Here is a 23,737-nt window from a genome sequence, read left to right as displayed (position 1 = left end):
GCGAACGTCCCCCAGACAGTATCTACGGAGGAGAGCGACTATGACCATGCTTTCCGTCGAAGACGTCCACACGTACTACGGAGAGAGCCATATCCTGGAGGGACTGAACATCGAGGTCGAGGAGGGCGAAAACGTCGCCATCATCGGCAGAAACGGCGTCGGCAAAACGACGACGTTGCGGACGATTTTGCAGTTGACCCCGCCTCAACAGGGAACGGTTCGGTTTCAGGGAGAAGACGTCACCGGATTAACGACCCACGAGGTAGCCCAGCGGGGGATCGGCTGGGTTCCCGAGGACCGCCGGATCTTCTCGCACCTGACCGTCGAGGAGAACATCAAGATCGCGACGCCCGATCCGGAGAACGTGCCCGACGCGTTAGAACTCGCCTACAGTACGTTCCCCGACCTCGAACGCTTCCACGAGAAAGAGGCGGGAGACCTGAGCGGCGGCCAACAACAGATGGTCGCCATTGCGCGAGGACTCGTCGGCGACAACGACCTGTTGCTCGTCGACGAACCGAGCGAAGGACTCGCCCCCAGATCGTTCAAAAGGTCGTCGACGCGCTGGAGAACATCGCCGCCGACACGACGCTGGTCCTCGTCGAACAGAACTTCCCGATGGCGATGGATCTGACCGACCGGTTCTATCTGGTCGATCACGGCCAGGTCGTCGGGTCAGGTAACTCCGACGAGGTCTCGGCGGACGACGAACTCATCCGGAGGTATCTTTCCGCATGAGTGGGATCGCTATCGATCCGATACTCGCGAACCTGCTGCTCGATATCGTGCGGGACCTGTTTCAGGTCTCGGAGCTGACACGGGTGCTCTCTCGGGGGTTCTCGTTCGCAGCACTGTTCGTCATGATCGGTGTCGGGTTGTCGATGATTTTCGGCCTGATGGGGGTTTTGAACTTCGCTCACGGAACGTTCGTGATGCTCGGGGCCTACATTGGGGGAGCGTTCATGCTCGCTTCACTGACGCTCGTTTCCGGCGAACTGGTCTCGCTCATACTGTTTTTCCTCGCGATGGCGTTCGTCTTCGCCCTCCTGACCGCACTGGGAAGTGCTGTCGAGATCAGTATGATACGTCCGATATACGATCGGCAACCACTGTTCCAGATTCTGTTGACGTTCGGTATCGTGCTGGTACTCGACGAACTCGCACGGATCGTCGTCGGACTGTACGGTCGATCACCGGGCGCGGACTGGCGCGAGCCACGGGGTACGATGCCCGACCTGCTGTCGGGGTCGCTCATCCCCTACGTCGACCGACTGCAAGTGTTCGAGGTCCTGGTCGGTGCCGCAGTCGTTATCGGGACGTGGTGGTTCCTGAACGAGACCAGATACGGCCTGTACATTCGCGCCGGTAGCGAGGAAAGCGAGATGGTCGAGGCCCTCGGCATCAACATCCGCCAGGCGTTTACTGTCGTCTTCGGCGTCGGTTCGGGACTGGCAGGCGTCGCCGGCGTGATGCTGATGTGGGACCCGCGATTCGCCATCCAGGTGCCGCTCTCCACAGAGACGCTGTTGATCGCCTTCGTCGTCGTCATCATCGGCGGTCTCGGGACGTTCCGTGGCACCGTTGTCGCCTCGGTACTCACCGGCGTTCTGTTCGCTCTCATGCAGTGGGTGTTCGCAAATCACGTCGCCTACCCTGGGCTTCCCGAGATGTCGCTGTTCCTGGTGATGGTGCTCGTCCTGATCGTCAGGCCGCAAGGGTTGCTCGGCGTCGAGGAGGTGGGCGGCCATTAGCGATCCGACTGACACCCCCGACCGCAAGGCGGACGGGGGCGAGACGTCACGTACCGAGGACGTGACTGACGTGGAATCGACCGTCGAGACGGATCCCGGCGAGAGCGAGGTTCGAATGGGCGAACGGTTCAGTTCGGATCTCCGCACATACCTCTCCGATCACGTCGTTCACATCGTCGTGATCGCTCTGCTTGCCGCCTACCCGGTGCTCTATAGCGCGTTACTCTCGACGCCCCTGGGAACGGAGTTCGATATCATCCTTCCCCGCGTCCGGACGATGGCCGTCGTCCTCTATATCGGCCTGTTCGCGATGAGTTTCGACTTCATGAGCGGGTACACGGGCTATCTCTCCTTTGGACACGCGTTGTTCTACGGAACGGGCGCATACTTCGTCATCATGACTGCAACTGGGCGGATTCCGTTCTTGCCCAACGACACGCCGCTCATGGTGTTGCTCATAGTCGCGGGCTTGCTTTCCGTCGTGATCGCGCTCATCATCGGCACCGTCTCCTTCCGGCTTACCGGAGTCTACTTCGCGATGATTACGCTCGGGTTTGCCGAGGTCGCACACGTCTTCATCCAGAACTGGGGGTACGTGAGCTCTAACCCCCGTGATGGGGCGGCTATCGGCGGTGCTCTGGAAGGTGGCTACTCGATCGGCCTCCCGTTCGTCGACTCCTTGCAGTGGCAGATCGGCCGACTCCAGGGCTCCACCGTCGAGAACCTGTTCGGACTCGGTATCGATCTATCGGCAACCGACGTCTCGTACTACATGATCGGGCTGATCGTCATCATCTCGTACTTCGCGATGCAGCGGATCATCCACTCACCGTTCGGACGAGTGATGATCGCCATCCGGGAGAACGAGGAACGTGCCCGTGCAATCGGCTACAACACGTTCTGGTACAAGATGGGAGCCTTCGCGATCAGCGGTTTCTTCGCCGGCGTCGCCGGTGCGCTCTTCGCCGGCTACCGACGGGCCGTCTCCCCGGAGACGACCTATGACCTGTTCGTCACCGCAGACGCCCTGCTGGCTGCGATCATCGGCGGTCTTGGAACTCTCGCCGGGCCGCTGTACGGCTATCTCTTCCAGGAGTTGCTCGGCGGCATCCTCTCGACGGAGGACCACGGTCTCGCACGATATCTCCGCAGTACGCTTTCGGATGGCGTCCTGGAGCTCGGCGTCGGTGACTTCACCATCGTCCGGGGCATCAACGTGCTCCTCGACGGGCGCGCCGAACTCTATCTCGGAATCGTGTTCATCCTGTTCGTCCTCTACGTGCCGCGAGGTATCCTGGGGACGATACGAGATCGTCTCGGCGGGACCGTCGCCGACCAACTCCCCGATAGGATGCAGCGCTACGTCCGATCGCTACGGGACTGAACCAGCGTCACCATCTTTCATGACCTACACAATGACAGTATTAATGACACGAGGAGCGGATCGTTTTCCGGATCGTATCGACATCGTCGAACGTGCGGCCGACGGACCAGGAGGTGAGGCCGAGTGAATACAGTCGGGTTGACAGGTTTCGGCCGCTACGTCCCCGACGAGGTGCTCACTGGAGCGGAGATTGCCGAGATCAGCGGGATCCCGGAGGAAGTCGTCGTCGAGAAGATGGGTCTCGAAGAGAAACGCGTCTGTCCGCCCGACGATGATCACGTCACGGATATGTGTGTCGCGGCGGGCGAGGAGGCGCTGGCAGACGCCGGCGTCGACCCCGACGACCTCGATCTGGTACTCTACCACGGCAGCGAGTACAAAGACTACATCGTCTGGTCGGCGGCCGCCGACGTTTGCGAGCGGATGGGTGCGGACAACGCGTACGCGACCGAGAGTTACACACTCTGTGCCGGCGCGCCGGTGGCGATCCGACAGACAGCCTCGCAACTGCGAGTGGGCGATATCGACAGGGCACTGCTGGTCACCGCGAGTCGCGAGGAGGATCTGGTCGACTACGAGAACGAACGATCGTCGTTCATGTTCAATTTCGGTAGCGGTGCGAGCGCGATGGTGCTCGAAGCGGAGCCTGAGGACCGGACACGGGCGACCGTCCACGAGAGCGCGACTCTCACTGACGGCTCCTTCTCGCGGGACGTGATCATGCATGCCGGTGGATCGGTCGAACCGCCGAGCGTCGAGAGCGTCGAGGAGGGACGCCATACGCTCGACGTCCCGCACAAGGAAGAGATGAAAGAGCGCATCGGCGGCGTCTCGCTCCCGAACTACCTCGACGTAGCTGACACGGCCCTGGAAGACTCGGGCTTCGACAGATCGGACGTCGATTTCGTCGCGATCACCCACATGAAACGGTCGTTCCACGATCTGGTCTTCGAGGAACTCGGTGTAGACCCGGAGACTGGCGGCTACTACCTCTCCGAGTACGGTCATATCCAGAGCGCCGACCAGATACTCGCCCTCGACGAAGGCTTTCAGGCGGGCTTGCTCGATCCGGGAGATCTGGTCCTCTTTCTCGCAGCGGGAACCGGCTACACCTGGTCCGCAAGCGTTCTGACCTGGCGGGGCTAACCAGGATTCACGGTAGCCGTAGACGTGGACTGACTCGTTCTCTCGACTGATGCCGATAGAGTCTACTGAAGGGCTACTTTGCCACTCTGACCGGTTCGAGGCGGGGTTGGTGAACGCAGCGTACTGAAAAATGACCGGAACAAATGTCGCAGTTTCCGTGCCGGTCGAACCGAACACAGTCGCTTACGACACTACATCTCTTAGTCCATCATCGAGATGTTCTGACGGAGGTCGTCCTCGATAGCCTCCAGCGTCCGCCCTTTCGTCTCGGGGACGAACCGATAGACGAACACGAGTCCGACGAGGCTACAGAGACCGAACAGCCAGAACGTCGAGGGGGTCCCGATCCCGGCAGTCAACACTGGGAACAGCAACGACACCAGGAGGTTCGCCCCCAGTTGGCAACGGTCACGACGCCCATCGCGGAGCCCCGAACCGATAGCGGGTAGATCTCCGAGATGAGCAGCCAGAAGACCGGCCCGAGACCGATCGCGAAAAACGAGACGAACAGCATCAGGCTGGCCGTCGCGATGATCCCGAGGAAACCGCCGAATCCAGGGAGGTAAAAGACGGTCCCCAGCACCGCGAGCGTCGCGACCATCCCGCCGACGCCGACGAGGAGCAGTTTCCGGCGACCCACGCGGTCGACCAGGGCGATGGCAACGACCGTCATTATTACGTTGATCGCTCCGATCCCGACCGTCGCGAGGATCGAGGTCACACCGCCGAAGCCGGTCGATTCGAGGATCGTCGGGGCGTAGTAGATCACCGCGTTGATTCCGGTGATCTGCTGGAAGACGGCCAGTCCCAGTCCAACGACTAGCGCCGGGCGGAGCCACGGCTGAAGCAGGTCTCGGAGGCCGCTGTCGGACTGCTTGTCGACCGTCTCCTCGATCTCGGCGATCTCTTCTTCGACACCTTCGCTACGCGTCCGATTGAGAACGGCTCGCGCCTCCTCCGTTCGACCCTTTTCCAGAAGCCAGCGCGGGCTCTCGGGCATCTTGAGAATACCGACAGCGAGAATCACCGCCGGAACCATCCCAGCGCCGAGCATCCAGCGCCAGGCGCCTGCGTCGGCGAACGCGAAGTTTACGAAATACGAGATCAGGATACCGAGCGTCACCATCAACTGGTTCAGCGAGGTGAGTCCCCCGCGGATCTCTGGGGGTGCGATCTCGGAGATGTACAGCGGACCGACGATCGACGCGAAGCCGATCGCAACACCATCTATTAGCCGGCCAGCCACGAGGATGGGGACGTTCGGTGCGACTGCCATCGTAAACGAACCGACGAAGAAGACGATGGCAGCGAGGAAAATGAGCCGCCGCCGCCCAAGCCGATCAGCGAGTTGCCCACCGATGGCTGCGCCAGCCGCGGCACCTGCCATCGCACCGCTCACAATAACGCCCTCGACGAAGGGCGACATGACAAACGAGTCCTGTATGAACAGGAACGCGCCGGAGATGATCCCAGTATCGAACCCGAACAGGAGTCCGTTCAGTGCGGCCATTGCGGAGACGACGTAGATGAACCGATCGCCGCCCCCACGCATCACGTCACGTATGTTTTCCGTTGACATTGATTTGAGTAGTGTGTGAAATGATGTCTGACTAATCAGACCTCGAAGAACTGTCCGCCCTGTTCCACAGTCCACCAAAGCGATAACATAGTAGTATTATTGGGAGTTGTCCGATCAGTTACGAACGAACGTCACCGGACAGGGTGCGTTGAGCATTACTTCTTGAGCTGTGCTGCCGAAAATTGCTTTTCTGGTCGGCGAACGGCGACGGCCACCGATAATGACGCGGTCGGCGTCGACTTCGTTTGCGATTTCGACGACGCCCTCCCCGCTGGTATCGGTCGTTGCCCGAGTCTCGTACTCGATTCCGTCCGCATCGAGTCTGTCAGCTATCTCCGCAGTGATAGCCATTCGCGCGGCCAGTTGGTCCGACTCGATGTCGTCAGCCGAGGCATCGAGCATCTCCTCGACTGCCTCTCGGTACGAGTCCGAATCGAATACGTGAGCAACGACGACCCTGGCATCGCTCGGGATTGCAACCTCCTTGATGTGTTCTGCGAGCACATCCACACGGGTCTCATCACGGTTACCGACGCCGAGTACAATGGTCTCGAGCTCTGGACGCTCGCTCACCGTCAGCTCTTTTCTCATCGCAGTTGCGTATTTCACCTGAAGAATAAAAATTTGTCCAATTTTTACTACTAACATAGTAATTTCTTACGTACTCTGGTGCGAGAGTCATGGTTATTCAATCAAAGTTGGCCAATACCAGCAATTAAAAAATATGCCGTACTTAACGTCAATACCACACTATAATAGAGTCGTATTGGCGGTGTACCAAGTCCTCAATTAGTGCTGTAATCGCCTGTATAGCACAGATACCACTATCAGTAGAATCATTAGCAGCTAGCTATTCTAATCAAATATATGCTATTTCTGTCTGTGTTTTTCGACTCCGGTCTCAGAATCCGCTCGTCGTTCACGAGCGAGCTGCAGTAGCATACTCCGAACGGGATTCGACCTACGGGAAACGCTCGCTCCGCTCGCGGTTCTCTACTTCGATCACAGAAACCCGCCGCTGCTCGCGAATTGTTCGCAGCAGAATGCTCCGATTGGGATTCAGAACCCAAGTCATTGCCGTGAGAGGGCAATATGATTGGCCGGACTACACCATCGGAGCGTGTACTATCCGGTAGTGGGGAGATGTGTTTAATAGTTCCGTTTTCACCGCGCCGTGTGGGTGTCTGCCGCGACTCGTGGTGCGGTTTGACGGGATCTCATCTCCCTCCTAGACCGGGTCGAACCGGAACCCGTCCCAGTCCTGACTCTCCGGTTCGCGGATCCCCGCACCGGGTTCGCGGAGTTCGTCGGCGTAGACTGGTTCGACGGTATCACCGATCTCGACGTCGGCGTCCGCTGCGATCTGTCCGAGCATCCGTACCGACTCCCCGTCGACATCGAACTCGACGATAGCGAGCGTGTTCGGTTCGCGGACGCCGGGCGGCGTCGCCGTGCTGGTCGTCCACGTGATGACTTCGGCGGTGCGATCGGTGAGATCGACCGTCCCCGTCGACTCGGCCCCACTCAGTCCTCGCGGATGCGGGGACAGGAGACAGTGCCATCCGCGTAGCGCTGTGCTTCGAGTCGTGGCTCGTCGCTCATTGTGCTTCCTCCATGATCGTGGTGATGACGCAGTTGCCGAAGCCACCGACGTTACAGGCGAGGGCAACATCCGCGTCGACCTGCCGTGCTCCCGCATCGCCGATGACCTGTTTGTAGATTTCGTAGCCCTGTGCGACGCCGCTCGCGCCGAGGGGGTGGCCTTTCGACTTGAGACCGCCCGAGGTGTTGACGGGCAGGTCGCCGTCCTTTTTGGTCCGTCCCTCTTCGATCGCTTTCCAGGCGTCACCCTGGTCGGCGATGCCCAGTCCCTCCATCTGGAGGAACTCGAGGATGGTGAACATGTCGTGAAGTTCGGCGACGTCTAAATCGTCCGGCCCGATCCCGGCCATCTCGTAGGCTTCCTCACCGCTCTCGACGACGCCCCCCATCACCGTTGGGTCCTCGCGCTCGTGGACGACGTGCGTGTCGGTCGCACCGCCGATGCCAGTGATGACTGCGTAGTCGTCCGCGTACTCTTCGGCGACGGACTCGGGACAGAGCATCAGCGCGGCGCTGCCGTCGGTGATCGGACAGAAGTCGTAGAGTCGCAGCGGATCGGCGATGATCGGCGACTCCATGACAGTCTCCAGATCGACCTCTTTCTGGAACTGGGCGTGGGGGTTATCAACGCCGTTCTTGTGATTTTTCACTGCCACCTTGGCCAGGCTCTCTCGCGGGGCGTCGTACTCGTGGAGATAGCGCCGGGCGGTCAGACCGGCGAAACTCGGCAGCGTGACGCCGTGTTTGTACTCCGCGGGATGGGTTAGCGAGGCGATGACGTCGGTCGCCTCTGCGGTCGTCCGATGGGTCATCTTCTCGCCACCCACGAGCAGTGTCATGTCGCTTGCACCGCTCGCAACCGATTGCCAGGCGGCGTAGATTCCGGCTCCGCCGCTTGAGCTGGTCTGGTCGATCCGCTGGGTGTAGGCCGGGACAGCACCGAGGTCGTGAGCGAGGGCGTTCGGCACGCCCGTCTGGCCCTCGAACTCGCCACTTGCCATGTTCGATACGTACAGATGCTCGACGTCGTCGGGCGCGACACCGGCGTCCGCGAGACAGTCCTCCCCGGCCTCGGAGAGCAGTTCGCGGATCCAGGCGTCGCGTTGCCCGAACTGTGTCATCGACGCGCCAATGACTGCAACGCGATCCATGTATGGCTTCTCACAGGTGAGGATAATATAATCCGCGGGTTTCATCCGTCCCGTCCCCCATCGAGCACCGATCCGACGGTGCGTGGTAGAGCCCTCACACCAGACCGGTGGTCTTTTGCTCGCCGCGAGCGGGTTCACTCGTATGACTGACGAGGAGCGACTCACCTATTCGGACGCGGGGGTAGACATCGAGGAGAGCGAGGCGGCGACAGCGGCACTACTCGACGCTGTCGGCAACGTCGTCGACAGCGAGTACGCCGGCCTGCTCGATATCGGCGATCAGTATCTCGGCCTCGCCACCGACGGTGTCGGGACGAAGCTACTGGTTGCCGAGGCGCTCGAAGACTACTCCACGGTCGGTATCGACTGCATCGCGATGAACGCCAACGACCTGGTCGCGGCGGGCGTCGATCCGGTCGCGTTCGTCGACTACCTCGCCGTCGAGGAGCCGAGCGAGAAGTTCTCCGAGCAGGTCGGCGATGGATTAGCCGCCGGTGCCGAAGCGGCCGGCCTCTCCCTGCTCGGCGGTGAGACTGCCGTGATGCCCGACGTGATCCGAGGGCTGGATCTCGCGGGCACCTGTGCCGGACTCGTCGACAAGGAGAAAACGTTCGACGGCGAAGCCAGTCCGGGCGACGCGGTCGTCGGCTTCCCCTCCAGCGGCATTCACTCGAACGGGCTGACGCTCGCCCGCACAGCGGTCACGCGGGAGTACGAGTACACGGACCCGTTCCCGCCGAACCCGGACCGCTCGGTCGGCGAGGAACTGCTCGAACCGACCCGGCTCTACACCTACCTGCTCGAACCCCTTCGCGAGCACGACGCCCGCGCGGCCGCCCACGTCACCGGCGGCGGATGGACGAACCTGAGCCGGATGGGCGAGCACCGCTACGAAATCACCGATCCGTGTCAGGCCCACGACGTCTTCGAGTTCGTGCAGGATCTGGGCAACGTCTCCGACGAGGAGATGCACCGGACGTTCAACATGGGAACCGGCTTCGTCGCCGCCGTCCCCGAGGAGCAGGCCGGGGCGCTGGCCGATGCCACGGACGGACAGGTCATCGGTACAGTCGAAGACGGTGATCGCGTCGAGATCCGCGGACTGTCGCTCTGATCGGACGCCACAGGTCTTCTCCACGTCACACAACGCCTGTCCCGCCGAGGAGCGCTACGATCAGATTTCGATCGTCCGCCGGTGCCAGCCCGTCGAGCCGTTCGGGCGGGGACTGCTCTTTTCTTCGGTCTGGACGGTTCCGTCCTGATGGATCGCCCGCACGACGACGTCCAGTTCAACGCGGTCCGGTGCCTCGAACTCGTGGCGCCAGCGCCGCCAGGCGTGTGGCGCTATCTGGGGTTCCAGTTCCGCATCGGTCCAGGTCTCCCCGCCGTCGATGCTCACTTCGACGCCAGCAACCTCCTCGACGCCGGTTTCGAGGCCGGCAAAGGCTACGCCACCGATCTGTACCGTCTCGCCGTCCCGCGTCGCACCGCGAATGTACGACATCGTGTTAACCACGGCCTCTTCGGTCCAGTTCCGGGCTTCCCAGTAGGCCTCGTGGTCCTCCGCGACGACTTCGATCCGGTTGATCCACTTCGTCATCTTCATTCCGTACCGGCCAGGGATGAGCAGGCGCGCCGGAAAGCCGTGTTCGCTGGCAAGGGTCTGCCCGTTCATCCCGAAAGCGATCATGATGTCCTCTCGCTCGATCAGGTCGATCGGAATTGCCTCGTTGTAGCCGTCTTCGGCATAGGTGACGACGTCGACGGCACCCTCGTTCGGGACGGCATCACCGACGAGATCCGATAGCTGGACGCCCGTCCAGTGGCCGGTGCCGATCAGATCCCCGCCCACCTGATTCGAGATACAGAGCATCGTCGTGGTCTGGTCGACGGCCGCATCGTGTTCGAGTAACTCGTCGTAGCCCAGTTCGTAGGGCTGCTCCACCTCGCCATCGATGGTGAGAGTCCACGACTCCGGATCGATCCGGGGTGCAGTGACGTTGATGTCGATGACGTAGTGATCGCTCGTGCTCGTGACAGCCGAGGGCATGCCCTCGAAGTCGAAGGCTGGGTCGCCCTCCGGCGGTGATGTCGAGCGTTCCAGTGGCTCCTCCACGCGCTCGCTTTCCGCTCCGGTCCCGAACCGGGCGAACAGTAGCCGGAGAACGGCCAGTGAGGCAACCGCGCCGACTGCCGCACTGCCGGTCTGGCGGAGGAACTTCCGCCGGTCAGTCACCGGTCGCAGTTGGTCGATGCCCCGGGCAACGAGATACGGCGGGGCGACCGCGACCACTGTTCCGACGAGGAAGCCGAACGAGACCCCCGTTCCGGAGGCAACAAACACGGCCACCGTTGCGAGGATACCGATGCCGACTCCGACTGGCCGACCGTACTCGAACCCTGTGGGCCAGACGAGCGCCGCTCCGCTGGTCGCACAGATGATCCCGAGGATGACCCCCCGACGAGCACCGGTTTGGCGGAGAAACCCAGCGTGCTGATCGCGAGTGTCGATAGCCAGCCGGGTGATCTGACGATGACCGCCTCGGCAAGCGCGTTGACTCCGAACCCACCCACCAGCGGCGCGGCGACGAACAGGCCTGTGATCCACGCCGCACCGGCGGTTGCGCCCACTACCAGACGTTGTCTGGGGGTCGATTCAGCGCTCATTTCCTCGACCGCCGACCGCAGTAGTTTCCAGCACGGATCTGGCAGACATTCTCTTGCGAACGCTGGGAACATACTTACTTAAATGCCCGACCGGCCGGGGTCGCTCGGTTCCGACCGCTCAGATGCCGAACTTGCCACAGCGATCCGAAAAACCGATACGTTGATTCTCGTCGCGTCCCTACCTGCGACCAATCATGCGCGTACGCGACTGGCAGGACATCGTCGAAGACGTCGTCGACGAGGACGTCGATCCGGAGGGATGGCGCGCCGTCGCGGGCGACCGCAGCGGCGGCGTCGGCGAGGACATGTACATCGGTCACCCGACTGGTGGTGTCTACCAGCTCAAAACGTTCGCGAAGAACCCCTTCGAGGTCCGGGGCGTCGGCACCCGGATCGCCCGGAAGATCGACGACGAGATCGGATCATACCTCCCCACACAGAACGAGGCCGGTCGGTTCGCCGTCCAGCGACCGCCCGAGGACGAGAGCGACGCCGAAGAGAAAGCGAAGAACCTCGGAGCGGTCCTGAGAGCCCACTCCGACGCACCAACCACGCCGGGCGACCTGTTCGACGACGTGATGGAGGTGCTGGAGAGTCCCGCGTTCGGCCCGATGGAGTACGACCAGTACGACCGTCCTGACGAACTGGACGAACTCGCGACGACGTTCGAGGAAGCCGAGGAGATACTCGACGCCGAACTTGACGAACTCGTCGACGAGGGCGACGTTGATCGCGGCTTCTACTGACTCCGTCTCTCTCCGGCGGGTTCAAGTCGACAGCGACCGTTCGGTGTGACATGACTGCTGAGACGACAGTGCGCGAGTATTACGAGGCGCTACGGCGTGGCGATCCCCTTGCCCCGTTCTTCGCCAGGGAGGCGTCTACCGTCAAGTTCGGTATCGAGGAACGGCTTCGGGGCTACGACGACATCGCCGCCGCGCTCGAACGCCAGACAGAGACGACCGACGAGTGGCGCGTCGACTCGACCGACCTCTCGGTGACCGAGCGAGAGGGCTACGCCTGGTTCGCCGACGTCGTCGGAATGGCGTGGACTGACACCGGAACTGGTGAGCGGTTCACATTCGACTCCCGATGGTCGGGAACGCTCGAGGAACGCGGTGAGGACTGGCAGTTCGTGAGCATGCACGTCAGCGCGCCACGGGAGCTATAATGGTCGGGCCGACGCGCCAGGAGATCGACGAGCCCACGGACTACACCCGTCTCAAACTGGGCTTTATCGCCCTGATCGCCTTTTCGGGGGTCTGACCGCGATCTACGGGGGCGGATCCCTCGGCGCAATCGCGATGGCGCTCGTCGCCGCTGCGGTCCTCGGGGCCGTCCTGATACAGTACGTCTTCTGGATGCTCACTTGACTCGCTGGAGCCACGCATCGGGGTCGTCGATTTCGTCGCTGCTCGGCAGGTTCTCGGGACGCTCCCAGACGGCACTCGCGGCGTCGACGCTCCGGCGCTCGGCCACATGCTCGAAGAATGCCTTTCCGCGCTCGTACTGGCGCCGTTTCATGCCGAGTCCGAGCGCCCGCCGAACGAATCCGGCGAGCGGACCGCGACCCTGTCGTCGGGCGTCGAGTTTCTCGCGCAAGTCCTCGTACTCCCCGTCGAAAGCGTGATCCATCAGTAGCTCTGCATACCCCTCGACGACGGTCATCGTGGCGTCAGCTCCTCGAACGCCTCGCGGTCGAGACTGCCCTGCGAGAGCGCTTCGATCCCTTCGTCCATGTTCGCTTCGAGGTGGTCGGAGAGCCACGGCGCGGCACCGAACTCCGCGGCGTGTGTCACTTCGTGGAAGGCGATCCAGCGCCGGAACCGGTCGTACTCGACGTCGAGTGTGTCGGCCACGTCGATGATGTTCGGGCGGACGAAATAGAGCGCGTGATCGTTCGAGTCCGCCAACAGGAGGGGATCGTACTGGCCGAGAACGTTACGACCCAGGAAGGCAAGCATGAAACTCATGGTCCCGGTGTTGACGACACGCGAGACGCCGGGAATGGCGACGTTCGTGTGCTCCTCGACGGGTTGCATGACGCGACTGAACGTGTCGACGTTCGCGTCGATCCAGTGGTGTCGGTTCTGCACCTCGATCCGGTTTGGCACGTCGAACGCCAGATCACCGACCGAGCGGATTCTGGTGCGGGCGTCGCGGACGTCGCTGGCGTAGGCCTCTCGCTCGGCGTCTGAGACGTCGAGCGAACCGGGATCGGTACTGGCACGGGCCGCCTCCGCGACGGCGTCCCAGTCGATGGCACCGTTGCCGGACGCACCGGTTACCGCACGAACACTACGATACAGATTCACACGAGCAGTTACTGGCTACGCAAGCAAAACAGTTCGCCCGACTTCGGGCCGCACGCCAAACCTGTTTTACTCTCCGGGCGCTACCATCTCATATGCGAGAACTCGTCTTCACCCTCGACTATCGGCCTGGCTGTAACGAGGTGGCCGATACCCTCGCCAACTATCCCGACGCCGAAATCCGCTCGCTCTCCCTGCACGTCACCGAGTCAAGTCTCTGGCGGGTCGATCATGCGACGGGGTCGCCCGAGGCGCTCGCGGCTATCGAGGACGCGTTCCTCACGTCGGATTACTACGCCGACTGTCTCGCGACTGACCACTGTGGCGCGACTCAGACGACGCACGTGCTTGAACACACCGACGACACGCTCGTGCTCTACTCCTACTGGGAGCGCACGCCGGCCTGTGCCTCCGTGCCACACACTGCACTGGATAATCTGGGCGAGGGCGCACTGTTCGAGACGCGACACAGCGAGCGCCAGTACACCTGGCGGATCATCCACTCGGGGCCGGCCGACGTGCATTCCTTCGTCGACGAACTCGAACGCATCGTCGGTGACTGTGCGACGCTCGACGTCCGACGGCTTACTGACGCCCCCTCGCCGACGGATTCGGAAGACGACGGGCTCTCGCCCGAACAGGAGGCCGCACTACAGGCCGCCGTCGAGCACGGCTACTACGAGACGCCGCGTGAGGTCGACGTCGGAGAACTCGCGGAACGTCTGGATGTCCCGCGGTCGACCCTGACCTATCGGCTTCGGAGAGCGGAGACGTATCTGGCCAAACAGCACGTCTCCCAGCGCTGGTCGCCCGACAGCGGCTCCCCGCGGATCTGACGCCTGACCAGCACCTCTGTTTTGGAATATTCCAAGAAACTCCTATCCCGCTCTACTCCGTACGGAGAAGTAATGACAGAGAGTCGTATCGACGACGAGGAATTCGAGGACGGAGAGTCGTCGGTTCAGCTTTCGGTCCCCGAGATGGACTGTCCCTCCTGTGCGGGCAAAGTAGAGAACGCGCTCGGCCGGGTCGACGGCGTCGAATCTCTCGACCTGCGGCCGACCGCCGGAACGGCGACCGTGGCCTACGACGGGGAACGCGCGAGCGACGACGATATCGTCACGGCGGTCGAGGGTGCTGGCTACGAAGTCGCCTCCCGGTCGTCGAGCGACGATCAGGTTGGCGAGGAGACGACGGTCTCCGAGTCCTCGGCTATCTGGACGAGTCCTCGCGCTATCAAGACCTGGATCGGTGGGGCGTTTCTGCTGGTCGGTCTGGTACTTACCTTCGTCGTGACGGGCCCGAATGTCAGCCTCGTCTCGACCCCACTCGGTCCGCTCACAATCGCAGACGCCGCCCTGCTCGTCGCGACGGCCGTCAGCGGGCTTCCGGTCGTCCGCTCGGGCTACTACTCGGCCCGGAACGTGAGTCTCGATATCGACCTGCTGATGGGTACTGCCATCATCGCCGCGACGGGGATCGGACTCTACATCGAGGCGGCGACGCTTGCGGTCCTGTTCAGCGTCGCCGAACTGCTCGAACGGTACGCGATGGACCAGACGCGCGATTCCCTGCGCGAACTGATGGAGTTATCGCCAGAGGAGGCGACGGTCCTCAGAGATCCCGACGGGAGCGGCGAGACGCGCGAAGTCGTCGTGCCTGCGGATGACGTCCGGATCGGCGAGCGGGTCGTGGTCCGGCCCGGCGAGAAGATTCCGGTGGATGGCACCGTCCTGGAGGGGAGCAGTTCGGTCGACCAGTCGCCGATCACCGGCGAGAGCGTCCCGGTCGACAAAACGGACGGCGACGAAGTCTTCGCGGGCTCCCTCAACGAGGAGGGCTACCTCGAACTCGAAACGGAACAGGAGGCCGGCGAGACGACGCTCGCGCGGATCATCGACCTCGTTGGCGACGCACAGGCAAAACAGACCGAGAGAGAGCAGTTCGTCGACCGCTTTGCAAGCTACTACACGCCCGCAGTCGTCGTGCTGGCGCTACTCACTGCGTTTCTCCCGCCACTGCTGATCGACGGCACTGCGACGGTCGGGGTCGCCGGTATCAGCCACACGTTCACCGGCGCCTCGATGACCTGGTTCGTTCGCGGGCTAACGCTGCTGGTGATCGCCTGTCCCTGCGCGTTCGTCATCTCGACGCCGGTCAGCGTCGCCTCCGGCGTGACCAGCGCCGCCCGGAACGGCGTCCTGATCAAGGGCGGCAACCACCTCGAAACGATGGGCGACGCCGATGCCATCGCCTTTGACAAGACGGGGACGCTGACGGCTGGCGAACTCGCAGTGACTGACGTGATTCCGCTCGATGGCTCCGACGAGCGAGACGTCCTGGCCCGGGCCGGCGCGCTCGAAGGGCGGAGCGAGCACCCGATTGCCGACGCCGTGCTCGACCGTGCAGAGTCCGAAGGGATCGATCCCGACGACGTCGCTGGCTTCGAGAGCCTCACCGGCCGAGGTGTCCGCGGGGACATCGACGGGACGGCCTACTACGCCGGGAAGCCCGGCCTGTTCGAGGAACTGGGCTTCGACCTCACGTCTCCCACCCCTGGCTCCGGTCGAACTGATGGCGGCGTCGCGGCCATCGAGACGGACGTCGCGCCGCTCGCCGACCGGATCGCCGACCTGCAGGCCGACGGCAAGACCGTGATCCTCGTAGGTACCGCGGACCGACTGCTCGGGGGTATCGGTATCGCAGACGAGATTCGTCCAGAAGCGAAAACGGCGATTCAGAACCTGCAACGCCTCGGTGTCGCCCCGCTGGTGATGCTTACAGGCGACAACGAAGGCACCGCTCGGGCGGTCGCCGCGGAGCTGGCATCGACGAGTACCGGGCCGAACTCCTGCCCGAGCAGAAAGTCGATGCCGTCGAGTCACTGCAGGCCGAGCACGGCACGGTCGCGATGGTCGGCGACGGTATCAACGATGCGCCGGCGCTGGCCACCGCCGACGTCGGCATCGCGATGGGGGCCGCGGGCACCGACACCGCTATCGAGACGGCAGACATTGCGCTGATGGGCGATAACGTCGAGAAACTCCCCTACCTGTACGCGCTCTCGCACAAGGGTAACGCCGTGATCCGCCAGAACATCTGGGCCAGCCTCGGCGTCAAGGCCCTGCTCGCCCTCGGCGTCCCCTTCGGCTACGTCAGCGTCGCCGTCGCCGTCGTAGTTGGCGATATGGGAATGAGCCTCGGGGTCACCGGCAACGCGATGCGGCTTTCGCGGATGACGCCCGAGCGCTTTTTGAAGGAGTAGTTATTCTGTCGTCGAGGTGAACCGATCGATCGGGCCGCTTTCCTCCGCTTCGATCTCGGCTTCTTCCTCTTCTTCCTCGTCTTCCCCGGTGAGCATCCGCACCGCGACGCCGATGGCTGCGAGGATGACCAGCGGGAGCAGGACGGTTGTGATGCTGAGTCCGCTGTCTTCGGCTTCTTCGACCGCCTCCTCTTCGCCCGTCTCATCGATCTCCGCCGAAAACAGTCCCTCGCCGTCAGGGCCACTCGGGCCGACCTGGATCCGTCCACGCGGGTTGAACTCGAACAATGTGATCTTTGCCATACGTATCTGTTCGACCAGCGGTAACTTATGAATGTGGGTGAGTACCCGTAGCATCCCTGCCTACCGACGACTTTGCCGTGACGCCAGCCTTGAAACACCGGCGCTCTAATTGCCTGTATGGACGAGACTCAGCGGAGTTTTCTCGACGAACTGCTGACGACACCGAGTCCGACCGGCTACGAGACGGCGGGCCAGCGCGTCTGGATCGACCACGTCGCCGAGTTCGCCGACGAGGTCCGAACCGACGAGTATGGTAACGCCGTGGCCGTGCTGGACGGCGGTGATCCCGAAATCGCCATCACGGGCCACGCCGACGAGATCGGCTTCATCGTCCGCCGGATCGACGAGGACGGTTTTATCCACATGGGCCGACTCGGTGGCTCGGACCGAACGGTCACGCGCGGCCAGCACGTCACTATCCACGGCGAGGAACCGGTTAGCGGGGTCGTCGGACAGAACGCGATCCACCTGCGAGATGCGGGCGACGACGAGTACGACGAGATCCGCGAACAGCGCATCGACATCGGTGCCGAAGACGACGAATCGGCCCAGGAACTCGTCGAAGTCGGCGACCCGATCACGTTCTCTTCGACAGTCGAGGACCTGCAGGGTACCCTGGTTTCGGCCCGTGGGATGGACAACCGCGTCGGGACGTGGGTTGCCGCGGAGACGCTCCGTGCGGCCGCCGAGGCGGACGTCGACGCCACCGTCTACGCCGTGAGCACGGTCCAGGAAGAGGTCGGCCTCAAAGGCGCACAGATGGTCGGCTTCGACCTCGACCCCGACGCGGCGGTCGCGGTCGACGTCACCCACGCCACGGACTACCCCGGCGCACCGTCGGACCGAACCGCGGACATCGAACTCGGCGACGGGCCGGTCATCTCTCGGGGAACTACGAACCACCCGGTTGTCGTCGACGCCGTGCGTCAGGCAGCCGACGAGTCGGAGGTCGACGTCCAACTGGACGCTGCCGGGATCCGGACCGGAACCGACGCCGACGCCTTTTACGTCCAGCAGGGCGGTATTCCCTCGCTGAACCTCGGCCTGCCGAACCGGTACATGCACACGCCCGTCGAGGTCATCGATACCGACGATCTGACCGCGAGCGTCGAACTGCTCGCCGCCTTTGCCGACCGCGCGAGCGAGTACGAGGAGTTCTCGGTCGACGTCTAATTCGGCGGTTTCGTCGACAGTAACTCCTGTTTGATCGACATCGTTCAGTAAACTCCGAGTGGAACCCGGTACGTTTATGCCTGTAACGCGAGCGAATGAGCGTATGAGTGGACGACCCCTCGACGTGCTCGAAGCGTCACTCGGCGAAGACGTGGAGGTCCAGCTAAAAGGCGGCGAGATCTACGAAGGAACCCTGACAGGCTACGATCAGCATATGAACCTCGTGCTCGAAGACGCTATGAGAGTGCCCGCGGCCGAAGAGCCTGCCGGCGATACGGAGCCGCCAGTCGAAGACACAACCATTATACGCGGCGATAACGTCGTTTCGATCATCCCATGACTGGTGCAGGAACCCCAAGCCAGGGCAAAAAGAACAAGACCACACACGTCAAATGTCGGCGCTGTGGTGAGAAGTCCTATCACATCAGAAAAAAGAAGTGCTCGTCGTGCGGCTTCGGTAAATCCAAGAGCAAGCGTAGCTACGCCTGGCAGTCGAAGACTGGCGACAACTGAGGCTCACGACAGTTCTTTCTCTCCTTTCCTGACGAGCGACTGCTGTGTCTATCTATCACACGATGATGTGCATAATCGTGCATAGATAAGTTCTTGAACACGCCAAGTAGAACACGATTGGGAGGATTTATCCCCGATGACTCGTTAGATACGTCCATGTCAGACGGGCGGGTCGAAAGGCGTTCCCGGAACGGGATGACCGAAAAGTGCGGCGTGGTCGGCGTGTCTCTTGAGGACCGCGCCGCCGCGCGTCCACTCTACTACTCCCTGTACGCGCTCCAGCACCGCGGCCAGGAGTCTGCCGGAATCGTCACCCACGACGGCTTCCAGCAGTACAGCCACGTCGAGATGGGACTGGTTGGCGACGCGTTCAGTCAGGGCGACGTCGAGAGTCTGAACGGGCCCGTCGGAATCGGTCACGTCCGATATCCGACGGCAGGAAGCGTCAACTCCTGTTGTGCTCAGCCGTTTTCCGTCTCGTTCAAGAGCGGTTCGCTGGGCCTCTCGCACAACGGCAACCTCGTCAACGCCGACGAGATTCGCGGCGAACTGGCCGGCCTCGGCCACGCCTTCACCTCCGACGGAGACACCGAAGTCATCGCCCACGACCTCGCACGAAACCTGCTCGAAGAGGATCTCGTTCGCGCGGTCAAGACCACCATGGAGCGGATCCATGGCTCCTACTCGCTGACGATCATGCACGACGACACCGTGCTCGGGGTCCGGGATCCGGAGGGGAACCGGCCGCTCTGTATCGGCGAACTCGACGATGGCTACATTCTCGCCAGCGAGAGTGCGGCCATAGACACGCTCGACGGCGAACTCGTCCGGGACGTCAAACCCGGCGAACTCGTCGTCCTCCAGGACGACGGGAAAGGCTATGACTCGTACCAACTGTTCGATCGGGAAAATTCGGCCCACTGTTTCTTCGAGCACGTCTACTTCGCCCGGCCCGACAGCGTCATCGACGAGAAACTCGTCTACGAGGTGCGCCGTGAACTCGGCCGACAGCTATGGGAGGAAAACGGCGTCGACAGTGACGTCGTGATGCCGGTGCCCGACTCGGGACGCTCCTTTGCAAGCGGCTACGCCGAAGCGGCCAACGACGACGGCGCGGACGTCGAGTTCGCCGAGGGGCTGATGAAGAACCGGTACGTCGGCCGGACGTTCATCATGCCGACACAGGACGAGCGCGAGCGCGCGGTCCGCCTGAAACTCAATCCGATCAAGAGCACGGTCGAGGGCAAGTCCGTGACGATCATCGACGACAGCATCGTCCGCGGGACGACCTCGAACCAGCTGGTCCAGTTGCTCAAGGACGTCGGTGCGGAGGAAGTCCACGTCCGGATCGGCGCGCCGCCGATCCTCGCCCCCTGTTACATGGGCATCGACATGGCCTCACGCGACGAACTGATCGCCGCCGGCAAGTCGACCGACGAGATCCGAGAGGAGATCGACGCCGACAGTCTCTCCTATCTCTCTATCGACGCCGTCGCGAGCGCGCTGGAGTCCTCCCGTGCCGATCTCTGTCTCGGCTGTGTCACCGGCGAGTATCCCTACGATATCGAGGGCGAGGCGACTGATCGGGACGTCACCCGTCCCGAGATTTCGACGGAATCGACAGTCGCGGACGATTAATCGGACAGTTCGTCGATCCGATCTTTAGCCTCTTTTTGCCGCCGCTCCGTCTCTTCCCTGTCGTAGTGGATTCGCTCGACGCCATCGCCGTCCATCACCAGATCCAGTACCGCGCCCTCCTCGCTGGCTGGCGCTGGTAGTTCCTCGACCGGAATCGTCGTCTGATCGACGAGGTCGCCGTGGTCTTCGAGCAGGACGACTGCGAGGCCGTCGACGACCCGGTCGACGACGCCGGTCAGGGTTTCCGTATCTTCGCCGAACGGGATGCCGGCGAAGGGCGTCGCTCCGAACAGTGCAGCCAGGGTCTCCAGGACGTCGCGTCGTGGGTACAACGACATACCCCGCTCTGGCCGCGGATTCGTATATGAACCTGTGGAGGCTCAGAACAGAACGTAGAGCATGAGGTAGATGATGATCCCGCCGGCGAAGGAAATCGTCCAGAGACTCGCGGCGATCCGGCCGACGCGTGCGTGGTTCGTCTGGGGAAGTTCGTGGATCGGTCTCGTCAGCGCGAGCAAGAGCGCGTAGTAGACGAACGGCAGTGAACTGATCGCGAGCAGGATGTGGATAGCGAGGATCGGCAGGTAGACGTAGAGTTCGATGGTCTCCGGACCGGGGAACGACGACGGGCCGAGCAGCGAGACGCGGTAGAGATACATCACGAGAAAGCCGGCAAAGAGGACGAACGACGTGACCATCAGGCGTCGATGGCGCGTAATCTCGCCGCGGCGGATCGCTCGGACACCGGAGAGGATGGTGACGATAGCGAGCGCACTCAGGGCAGCGTTCAGGTGCGGAATAGCGTCGAGTATCCACTCGGGAGCAGTCGGGATCGCGTCCTGTGGGATGGCCTGCAGTGCCGCGCTGAACACGAGTATCAGCGATACGACAGTCAACACGGCCGTGACCGCGGGGACGTGCTCTCTGACCTGCGCTTGCATACTCTGCGGTTAGAACAGCGCCGTCTTATATTCGTCTTTCGCGATGGCTCTACATCACAGGTACGCGGCGTCCCAGCGGGTCGGCTTGCGCGTGTTGCCACAGGTCGAACACTCGATGCGGGCCATCGCGTCCATCGCCGCGGCCACGCTGTCGCAGTTCGTACAGTAGTAGGCCCACCGCTCGTCGCGGTTCGGATCGGCGTAGACCGTGTTGAACGGTGCGATCGTTCCCCGCTCGGTGTCGTCGTCGGCGACGTACACGATCTCGTCGTTGACGGTGAGCGTGGTCAGTCCGGCCGGTTCGACGTCCTGATAGACGTTCTCGACGTGTCTCTTACCGTCGATATCGATGTGACGTTCGCCGATCTTCCTGAACCCGAAATGTTTGTAAAAGGAGTTGCCCTCGCTGTTGTCCGCGAGCACGAGGCCCCGGAGATGCGACGCTCCAGCCTCTATAAGTCGCGTTCTGGTCTCTTCGAGGAGTTCCCGCGAGATACCCTGTCCGCGGTGGTCGGGGTGAACGTGTAACCAGAGCAGATCGGCTGGCTGGTCCTGCCCGTGGAGGACGGCGTCGGTAAATCCAGTAAGTATGTCGTCTTCCTCGGCGACCAGGAGGTATCGACTGTCGTCCGCGAAAGCGTCTTCGAGGGTTTCGTCGCCGTACCACTCCTCGATGGCCCGGTCGATCGTATCTGGACTCATCGTGTATGAACAGTGCATCGACCGCCGGGCTATCTTCCTGATCCCTCCTCGATCTTCGAGCGTAGCATGACGAACTGCCATGATCCTTGGTAGCAATTCACAATACTTAAATCATACTGGCGACGTTCTGGAACTTCGGTATCTCTCTGAGGCGTCCCTTGGGTGTTTGTCGAAAAGTAAGGACTCAGTCGCCAAGACGTGTCGTCCACCGGGCTACTGCGTATCGGTAGCAGAGTTCGCCGAGAACGAGCAGTCCGAGGCCAACGCCGCCAAGGAGCGCGAGCGTCGTCCCTCCGAGCGGTGCGAGCGCGAGGCCGACGACCAGTACCGGAACGAGGACGGCGGCGACAGCCGCGGTAAAGAGCAGAAATTTGAGCGAGTCGAAGAGGAACTCGTTCGGCTCGAAACCTGCGAGGGCGGCCGTGAGGCCGAACAGGTACTGATGGTAGCCGACGAGCAAGAGGAGTCCCGCGACGGCGTCGACGGCACTCGCACCGAACAGGAGTGCCGCGAGGGCAAAGTAGCCGACTGCAGTGGGGAGCCCGACCAACACCATGGCCCGCCGCTTGGCGGCGAATAGGTCCGGGACGCCGAGCGGATAGCGCAGGTACGAGGTCGGGTCGTCGTACTGAGTGATCCAGTTGTACGACGTGAACGCCGAGAGTCCCAGCAACGCGCCGAACGTGATTCCCACGGACGGCGCAACACCGGTAATCCGCTCTGCGAGTTCGACCAGTCCGACGCAGACGGCAAAGAGGATTCCTCCGGAGAAAAGGAGTTTCCAGAGGCCACCGTTGCTTCTGGCGACGTCGAGGAGCGTCTTTGTCGTCAGACCGGTGTCGTCGCCGAGGCGTCGCCGCCATTTCGTGAACACCGGAACCCGGGTACGGGTCGGGGCGGCGTCGACCGGTTCGTAGGCATAGATGCCGAGCACGGCCGTCCCGACGAGCAGGGCGAGCGTTCCGGAGAACGCCAGCACTGACGGCTCGGCGTACAGCGCGTACGGCGTCGCGGCGAGGACGTCTACGTTCGCGTACCACAGGCCGCCGCCGACGAGCGAGAGTCCACCGATCGAAAACCAGCCAGAGACGCCCCGAGTGGCGATGCCGACGAGCGCAAGCGTCACCACGAGACCGAGCAGGAACGTCGCAGTCGTCGAGAGCCAGAGTCGACCAAGGTCGAGGAAGCCGAACCCGCCCTGTCCGACGGCCACGACGAACGCCGCCGTGATCGGCACCAGAAAGAGCCCGGAGTAGTAGAGGGCGTCTTTCACGAGGAAGTGACCGAGCAGTCGCCGGCGAGAGATCGGCAACGTGTGTGCAGAAAACACCAGCAGCGTTACGTCGCCAAGCAGGTCCTCGATGGCGTCCCGGCCGACCAGACCGATCGAGCCAGTGTGAAGTCCAAAGGCGAACACGAGTGCGTGCAGTCCGGCGATCACGGACGAGAGGCTGGTCCCGGTCTCGACGAGTGCGACAACGCCAGCGGCGGTCAACGCCGCAACGAGTAGCGGGAACAGTGCGAACCGCCGGCCGCCGAACAGGGAGGCGTGGAGTCGCCACTCCTCTCCCAGCATCCGAGTGAAGACGACGCGGTCGATGCGGTCGATA

General features: G+C 62.5%; 19 protein-coding genes, 1 tRNA gene and 5 pseudogenes. 13 read left to right on the top strand and 12 right to left on the bottom strand.

Translation table 11 applies throughout. From position 1 onward, the window contains the following. The first annotated feature begins 40 nt into the window (after nt 1–40). The 4 genes and pseudogenes from ACFQH2_RS10860 (at nt 41) to ACFQH2_RS10845 (ending at nt 4,281) form a co-directional block, all read left to right on the top strand. Nucleotides 41–738 (top strand): annotated as a pseudogene (locus ACFQH2_RS10860) (ABC transporter ATP-binding protein). Further along, nucleotides 735–1,751: a branched-chain amino acid ABC transporter permease gene (locus tag ACFQH2_RS10855; RefSeq protein WP_377053515.1), complete on the top strand. Its 1,017-nt coding sequence runs from the start codon at nt 735–737 to the stop codon at nt 1,749–1,751. Before ACFQH2_RS10860 ends, ACFQH2_RS10855 begins: the two are co-directional and overlap by 4 nt. A gap of 115 nt (nt 1,752–1,866) precedes the next feature. Then, a complete protein-coding gene (locus ACFQH2_RS10850; RefSeq protein WP_377057068.1) occupies nt 1,867–3,135 on the top strand; it encodes a branched-chain amino acid ABC transporter permease in 1,269 nt (422 codons plus the stop codon). Between the two features lie 123 nt (nt 3,136–3,258). Beyond that, nucleotides 3,259–4,281 carry a 3-oxoacyl-ACP synthase gene (locus ACFQH2_RS10845; RefSeq protein WP_377053513.1) on the top strand — a complete coding sequence of 341 codons (1,023 nt, stop codon included), beginning with the start codon at nt 3,259–3,261 and terminating at the stop codon, nt 4,279–4,281. A gap of 200 nt (nt 4,282–4,481) precedes the next feature. Here ACFQH2_RS10845 and ACFQH2_RS10840 read toward each other — a convergent pair. The 5 genes and pseudogenes from ACFQH2_RS10840 to ACFQH2_RS10820 all read right to left on the bottom strand — a co-directional run bounded on the left by ACFQH2_RS10840 (nt 4,482) and on the right by ACFQH2_RS10820 (nt 8,613). Then, nucleotides 4,482–5,860, bottom strand: a pseudogene (locus ACFQH2_RS10840) (sugar porter family MFS transporter). 114 nt (nt 5,861–5,974) lie between these two features. Then, on the bottom strand, nt 5,975–6,451 hold the full coding sequence (locus tag ACFQH2_RS10835) for a universal stress protein (RefSeq protein WP_377053509.1): 477 nt from the start codon (nt 6,449–6,451) through the stop codon (nt 5,975–5,977). 453 nt (nt 6,452–6,904) lie between these two features. Continuing rightward, a tRNA-Glu gene (locus ACFQH2_RS10830) sits at nt 6,905–6,980 on the bottom strand. A gap of 108 nt (nt 6,981–7,088) precedes the next feature. After that, a pseudogene (locus ACFQH2_RS10825) lies at nt 7,089–7,462 on the bottom strand (Zn-ribbon domain-containing OB-fold protein). Then, nucleotides 7,459–8,613: a thiolase C-terminal domain-containing protein gene (locus ACFQH2_RS10820; RefSeq protein WP_377053505.1), complete on the bottom strand. Its 1,155-nt coding sequence runs from the start codon at nt 8,611–8,613 to the stop codon at nt 7,459–7,461. The pseudogene ACFQH2_RS10825 and the gene ACFQH2_RS10820 overlap by 4 nt, the downstream one beginning before the upstream one ends. 142 nt (nt 8,614–8,755) lie before the next feature. Between ACFQH2_RS10820 and purM the strand changes: the two genes are divergently transcribed. Continuing rightward, nucleotides 8,756–9,727: a phosphoribosylformylglycinamidine cyclo-ligase gene (gene purM, locus ACFQH2_RS10815; RefSeq protein WP_377053503.1), complete on the top strand. Its 972-nt coding sequence runs from the start codon at nt 8,756–8,758 to the stop codon at nt 9,725–9,727. 60 nt (nt 9,728–9,787) lie between these two features. Here the strand turns inward: purM and ACFQH2_RS10810 are convergent, their stop codons facing one another. Further along, nucleotides 9,788–11,221, bottom strand: coding sequence for a molybdopterin-dependent oxidoreductase (locus ACFQH2_RS10810; RefSeq protein ID WP_377076729.1), 1,434 nt, complete (start codon nt 11,219–11,221; stop codon nt 9,788–9,790). Nucleotides 11,222–11,474: 253 nt separating this feature from the next. On the opposite strand from ACFQH2_RS10810, the gene ACFQH2_RS10805 reads away from it, so the two are divergent. Both ACFQH2_RS10805 and ACFQH2_RS10800 read left to right on the top strand, forming a co-directional pair. Next, nucleotides 11,475–12,026 carry a hypothetical protein gene (locus ACFQH2_RS10805; protein WP_377053499.1) on the top strand — a complete coding sequence of 184 codons (552 nt, stop codon included), beginning with the start codon at nt 11,475–11,477 and terminating at the stop codon, nt 12,024–12,026. A gap of 50 nt (nt 12,027–12,076) precedes the next feature. Continuing rightward, complete coding sequence (locus tag ACFQH2_RS10800) at nt 12,077–12,451, top strand: nuclear transport factor 2 family protein (protein ID WP_377053497.1); 375 nt, start codon at nt 12,077–12,079, stop codon at nt 12,449–12,451. A 194-nt stretch (nt 12,452–12,645) separates the two neighbouring features. Here the strand turns inward: ACFQH2_RS10800 and ACFQH2_RS10795 are convergent. After that, a pseudogene (locus ACFQH2_RS10795) lies at nt 12,646–13,595 on the bottom strand (zinc-dependent metalloprotease). A gap of 92 nt (nt 13,596–13,687) precedes the next feature. Between ACFQH2_RS10795 and ACFQH2_RS10790 the strand changes: the two are divergent. Both ACFQH2_RS10790 and ACFQH2_RS10785 read left to right on the top strand, forming a co-directional pair. After that, nucleotides 13,688–14,428 (top strand): helix-turn-helix domain-containing protein, encoded by a 741-nt coding sequence (locus tag ACFQH2_RS10790; protein WP_377053491.1) that lies wholly within the window; start codon nt 13,688–13,690, stop codon nt 14,426–14,428. 72 nt (nt 14,429–14,500) lie between these two features. Beyond that, nucleotides 14,501–16,857, top strand: a pseudogene (locus tag ACFQH2_RS10785) (heavy metal translocating P-type ATPase). On the opposite strand, the gene ACFQH2_RS10780 reads toward ACFQH2_RS10785, so the two are convergent. After that, nucleotides 16,858–17,160, bottom strand: a complete 303-nt coding sequence (locus ACFQH2_RS10780) for a hypothetical protein (protein WP_377053487.1) — start codon at nt 17,158–17,160, stop codon at nt 16,858–16,860. A 117-nt stretch (nt 17,161–17,277) separates the two neighbouring features. Here ACFQH2_RS10780 and ACFQH2_RS10775 point away from each other — a divergent pair, with 117 nt between their 5' ends. From ACFQH2_RS10775 to purF, 4 genes are all read left to right on the top strand, one after another. Further along, a complete protein-coding gene (locus ACFQH2_RS10775) occupies nt 17,278–18,333 on the top strand; it encodes a M20/M25/M40 family metallo-hydrolase (RefSeq protein WP_377053485.1) in 1,056 nt (351 codons plus the stop codon). Between the two features lie 103 nt (nt 18,334–18,436). Beyond that, nucleotides 18,437–18,673: an LSM domain-containing protein gene (locus ACFQH2_RS10770; RefSeq protein ID WP_377053483.1), complete on the top strand. Its 237-nt coding sequence runs from the start codon at nt 18,437–18,439 to the stop codon at nt 18,671–18,673. Continuing rightward, entirely contained in the window at nt 18,670–18,846 is a 177-nt protein-coding gene (locus tag ACFQH2_RS10765; protein WP_377053481.1) for a 50S ribosomal protein L37e, read from the top strand. The genes ACFQH2_RS10770 and ACFQH2_RS10765 overlap by 4 nt, the downstream gene beginning before the upstream one ends. Before the next feature lie 195 nt (nt 18,847–19,041). Beyond that, nucleotides 19,042–20,484: an amidophosphoribosyltransferase gene (gene purF / locus ACFQH2_RS10760; protein WP_377057066.1), complete on the top strand. Its 1,443-nt coding sequence runs from the start codon at nt 19,042–19,044 to the stop codon at nt 20,482–20,484. On the opposite strand, the gene ACFQH2_RS10755 is transcribed toward purF, so the two are convergent. From ACFQH2_RS10755 to ACFQH2_RS10740, 4 genes are all read right to left on the bottom strand, one after another. Then, nucleotides 20,481–20,822 (bottom strand): DUF3006 domain-containing protein, encoded by a 342-nt coding sequence (locus tag ACFQH2_RS10755; RefSeq protein WP_377053479.1) that lies wholly within the window; start codon nt 20,820–20,822, stop codon nt 20,481–20,483. The two genes, purF and ACFQH2_RS10755, sit on opposite strands and share 4 nt — an antisense overlap. A 42-nt stretch (nt 20,823–20,864) precedes the next feature. Continuing rightward, nucleotides 20,865–21,425: a DUF420 domain-containing protein gene (locus tag ACFQH2_RS10750; RefSeq protein WP_377053477.1), complete on the bottom strand. Its 561-nt coding sequence runs from the start codon at nt 21,423–21,425 to the stop codon at nt 20,865–20,867. Nucleotides 21,426–21,479: 54 nt separating this feature from the next. Further along, nucleotides 21,480–22,127, bottom strand: a complete 648-nt coding sequence (locus ACFQH2_RS10745; protein ID WP_377053475.1) for a GNAT family N-acetyltransferase — start codon at nt 22,125–22,127, stop codon at nt 21,480–21,482. Between the two features lie 184 nt (nt 22,128–22,311). Next, the gene (locus tag ACFQH2_RS10740) at nt 22,312–23,703 is read right to left on the bottom strand and encodes a hypothetical protein (protein ID WP_377076728.1); all 1,392 of its coding nucleotides are present in this window, start codon (nt 23,701–23,703) and stop codon (nt 22,312–22,314) included. Nucleotides 23,704–23,737 lie beyond the last annotated feature (34 nt).

The organism is Natronoarchaeum sp. GCM10025703, assembly GCF_042661985.1.
Taxonomy (GTDB): domain Archaea; phylum Halobacteriota; class Halobacteria; order Halobacteriales; family Natronoarchaeaceae; genus Natranaeroarchaeum.
The sequence above is the reverse complement of the archived record's forward strand: the minus strand, read 5'-3'. Positions and strand labels throughout refer to the sequence as shown.

Coding starts and splice junctions, on each gene's coding strand:
- ACFQH2_RS10855 (WP_377053515.1), top strand. CDS start 735: ATGAGTGGGATCGCTATCGATCCGATACTCGCGAACCTGCTGCTCGAT.
- ACFQH2_RS10850 (WP_377057068.1), top strand. CDS start 1,867: ATGGGCGAACGGTTCAGTTCGGATCTCCGCACATACCTCTCCGATCAC.
- ACFQH2_RS10835 (WP_377053509.1), bottom strand. CDS start 6,451: ATGAGAAAAGAGCTGACGGTGAGCGAGCGTCCAGAGCTCGAGACCATT.
- ACFQH2_RS10820 (WP_377053505.1), bottom strand. CDS start 8,613: ATGGATCGCGTTGCAGTCATTGGCGCGTCGATGACACAGTTCGGGCAA.
- purM (WP_377053503.1), top strand. CDS start 8,756: ATGACTGACGAGGAGCGACTCACCTATTCGGACGCGGGGGTAGACATC.
- ACFQH2_RS10805 (WP_377053499.1), top strand. CDS start 11,475: ATGCGCGTACGCGACTGGCAGGACATCGTCGAAGACGTCGTCGACGAG.
- ACFQH2_RS10800 (WP_377053497.1), top strand. CDS start 12,077: ATGACTGCTGAGACGACAGTGCGCGAGTATTACGAGGCGCTACGGCGT.
- ACFQH2_RS10790 (WP_377053491.1), top strand. CDS start 13,688: ATGCGAGAACTCGTCTTCACCCTCGACTATCGGCCTGGCTGTAACGAG.
- ACFQH2_RS10780 (WP_377053487.1), bottom strand. CDS start 17,160: ATGGCAAAGATCACATTGTTCGAGTTCAACCCGCGTGGACGGATCCAG.
- ACFQH2_RS10775 (WP_377053485.1), top strand. CDS start 17,278: ATGGACGAGACTCAGCGGAGTTTTCTCGACGAACTGCTGACGACACCG.
- ACFQH2_RS10770 (WP_377053483.1), top strand. CDS start 18,437: ATGAGTGGACGACCCCTCGACGTGCTCGAAGCGTCACTCGGCGAAGAC.
- ACFQH2_RS10765 (WP_377053481.1), top strand. CDS start 18,670: ATGACTGGTGCAGGAACCCCAAGCCAGGGCAAAAAGAACAAGACCACA.
- purF (WP_377057066.1), top strand. CDS start 19,042: ATGACCGAAAAGTGCGGCGTGGTCGGCGTGTCTCTTGAGGACCGCGCC.
- ACFQH2_RS10755 (WP_377053479.1), bottom strand. CDS start 20,822: ATGTCGTTGTACCCACGACGCGACGTCCTGGAGACCCTGGCTGCACTG.
- ACFQH2_RS10750 (WP_377053477.1), bottom strand. CDS start 21,425: ATGCAAGCGCAGGTCAGAGAGCACGTCCCCGCGGTCACGGCCGTGTTG.
- ACFQH2_RS10745 (WP_377053475.1), bottom strand. CDS start 22,127: ATGAGTCCAGATACGATCGACCGGGCCATCGAGGAGTGGTACGGCGAC.
- ACFQH2_RS10740 (WP_377076728.1), bottom strand. CDS start 23,703: ATGCTGGGAGAGGAGTGGCGACTCCACGCCTCCCTGTTCGGCGGCCGG.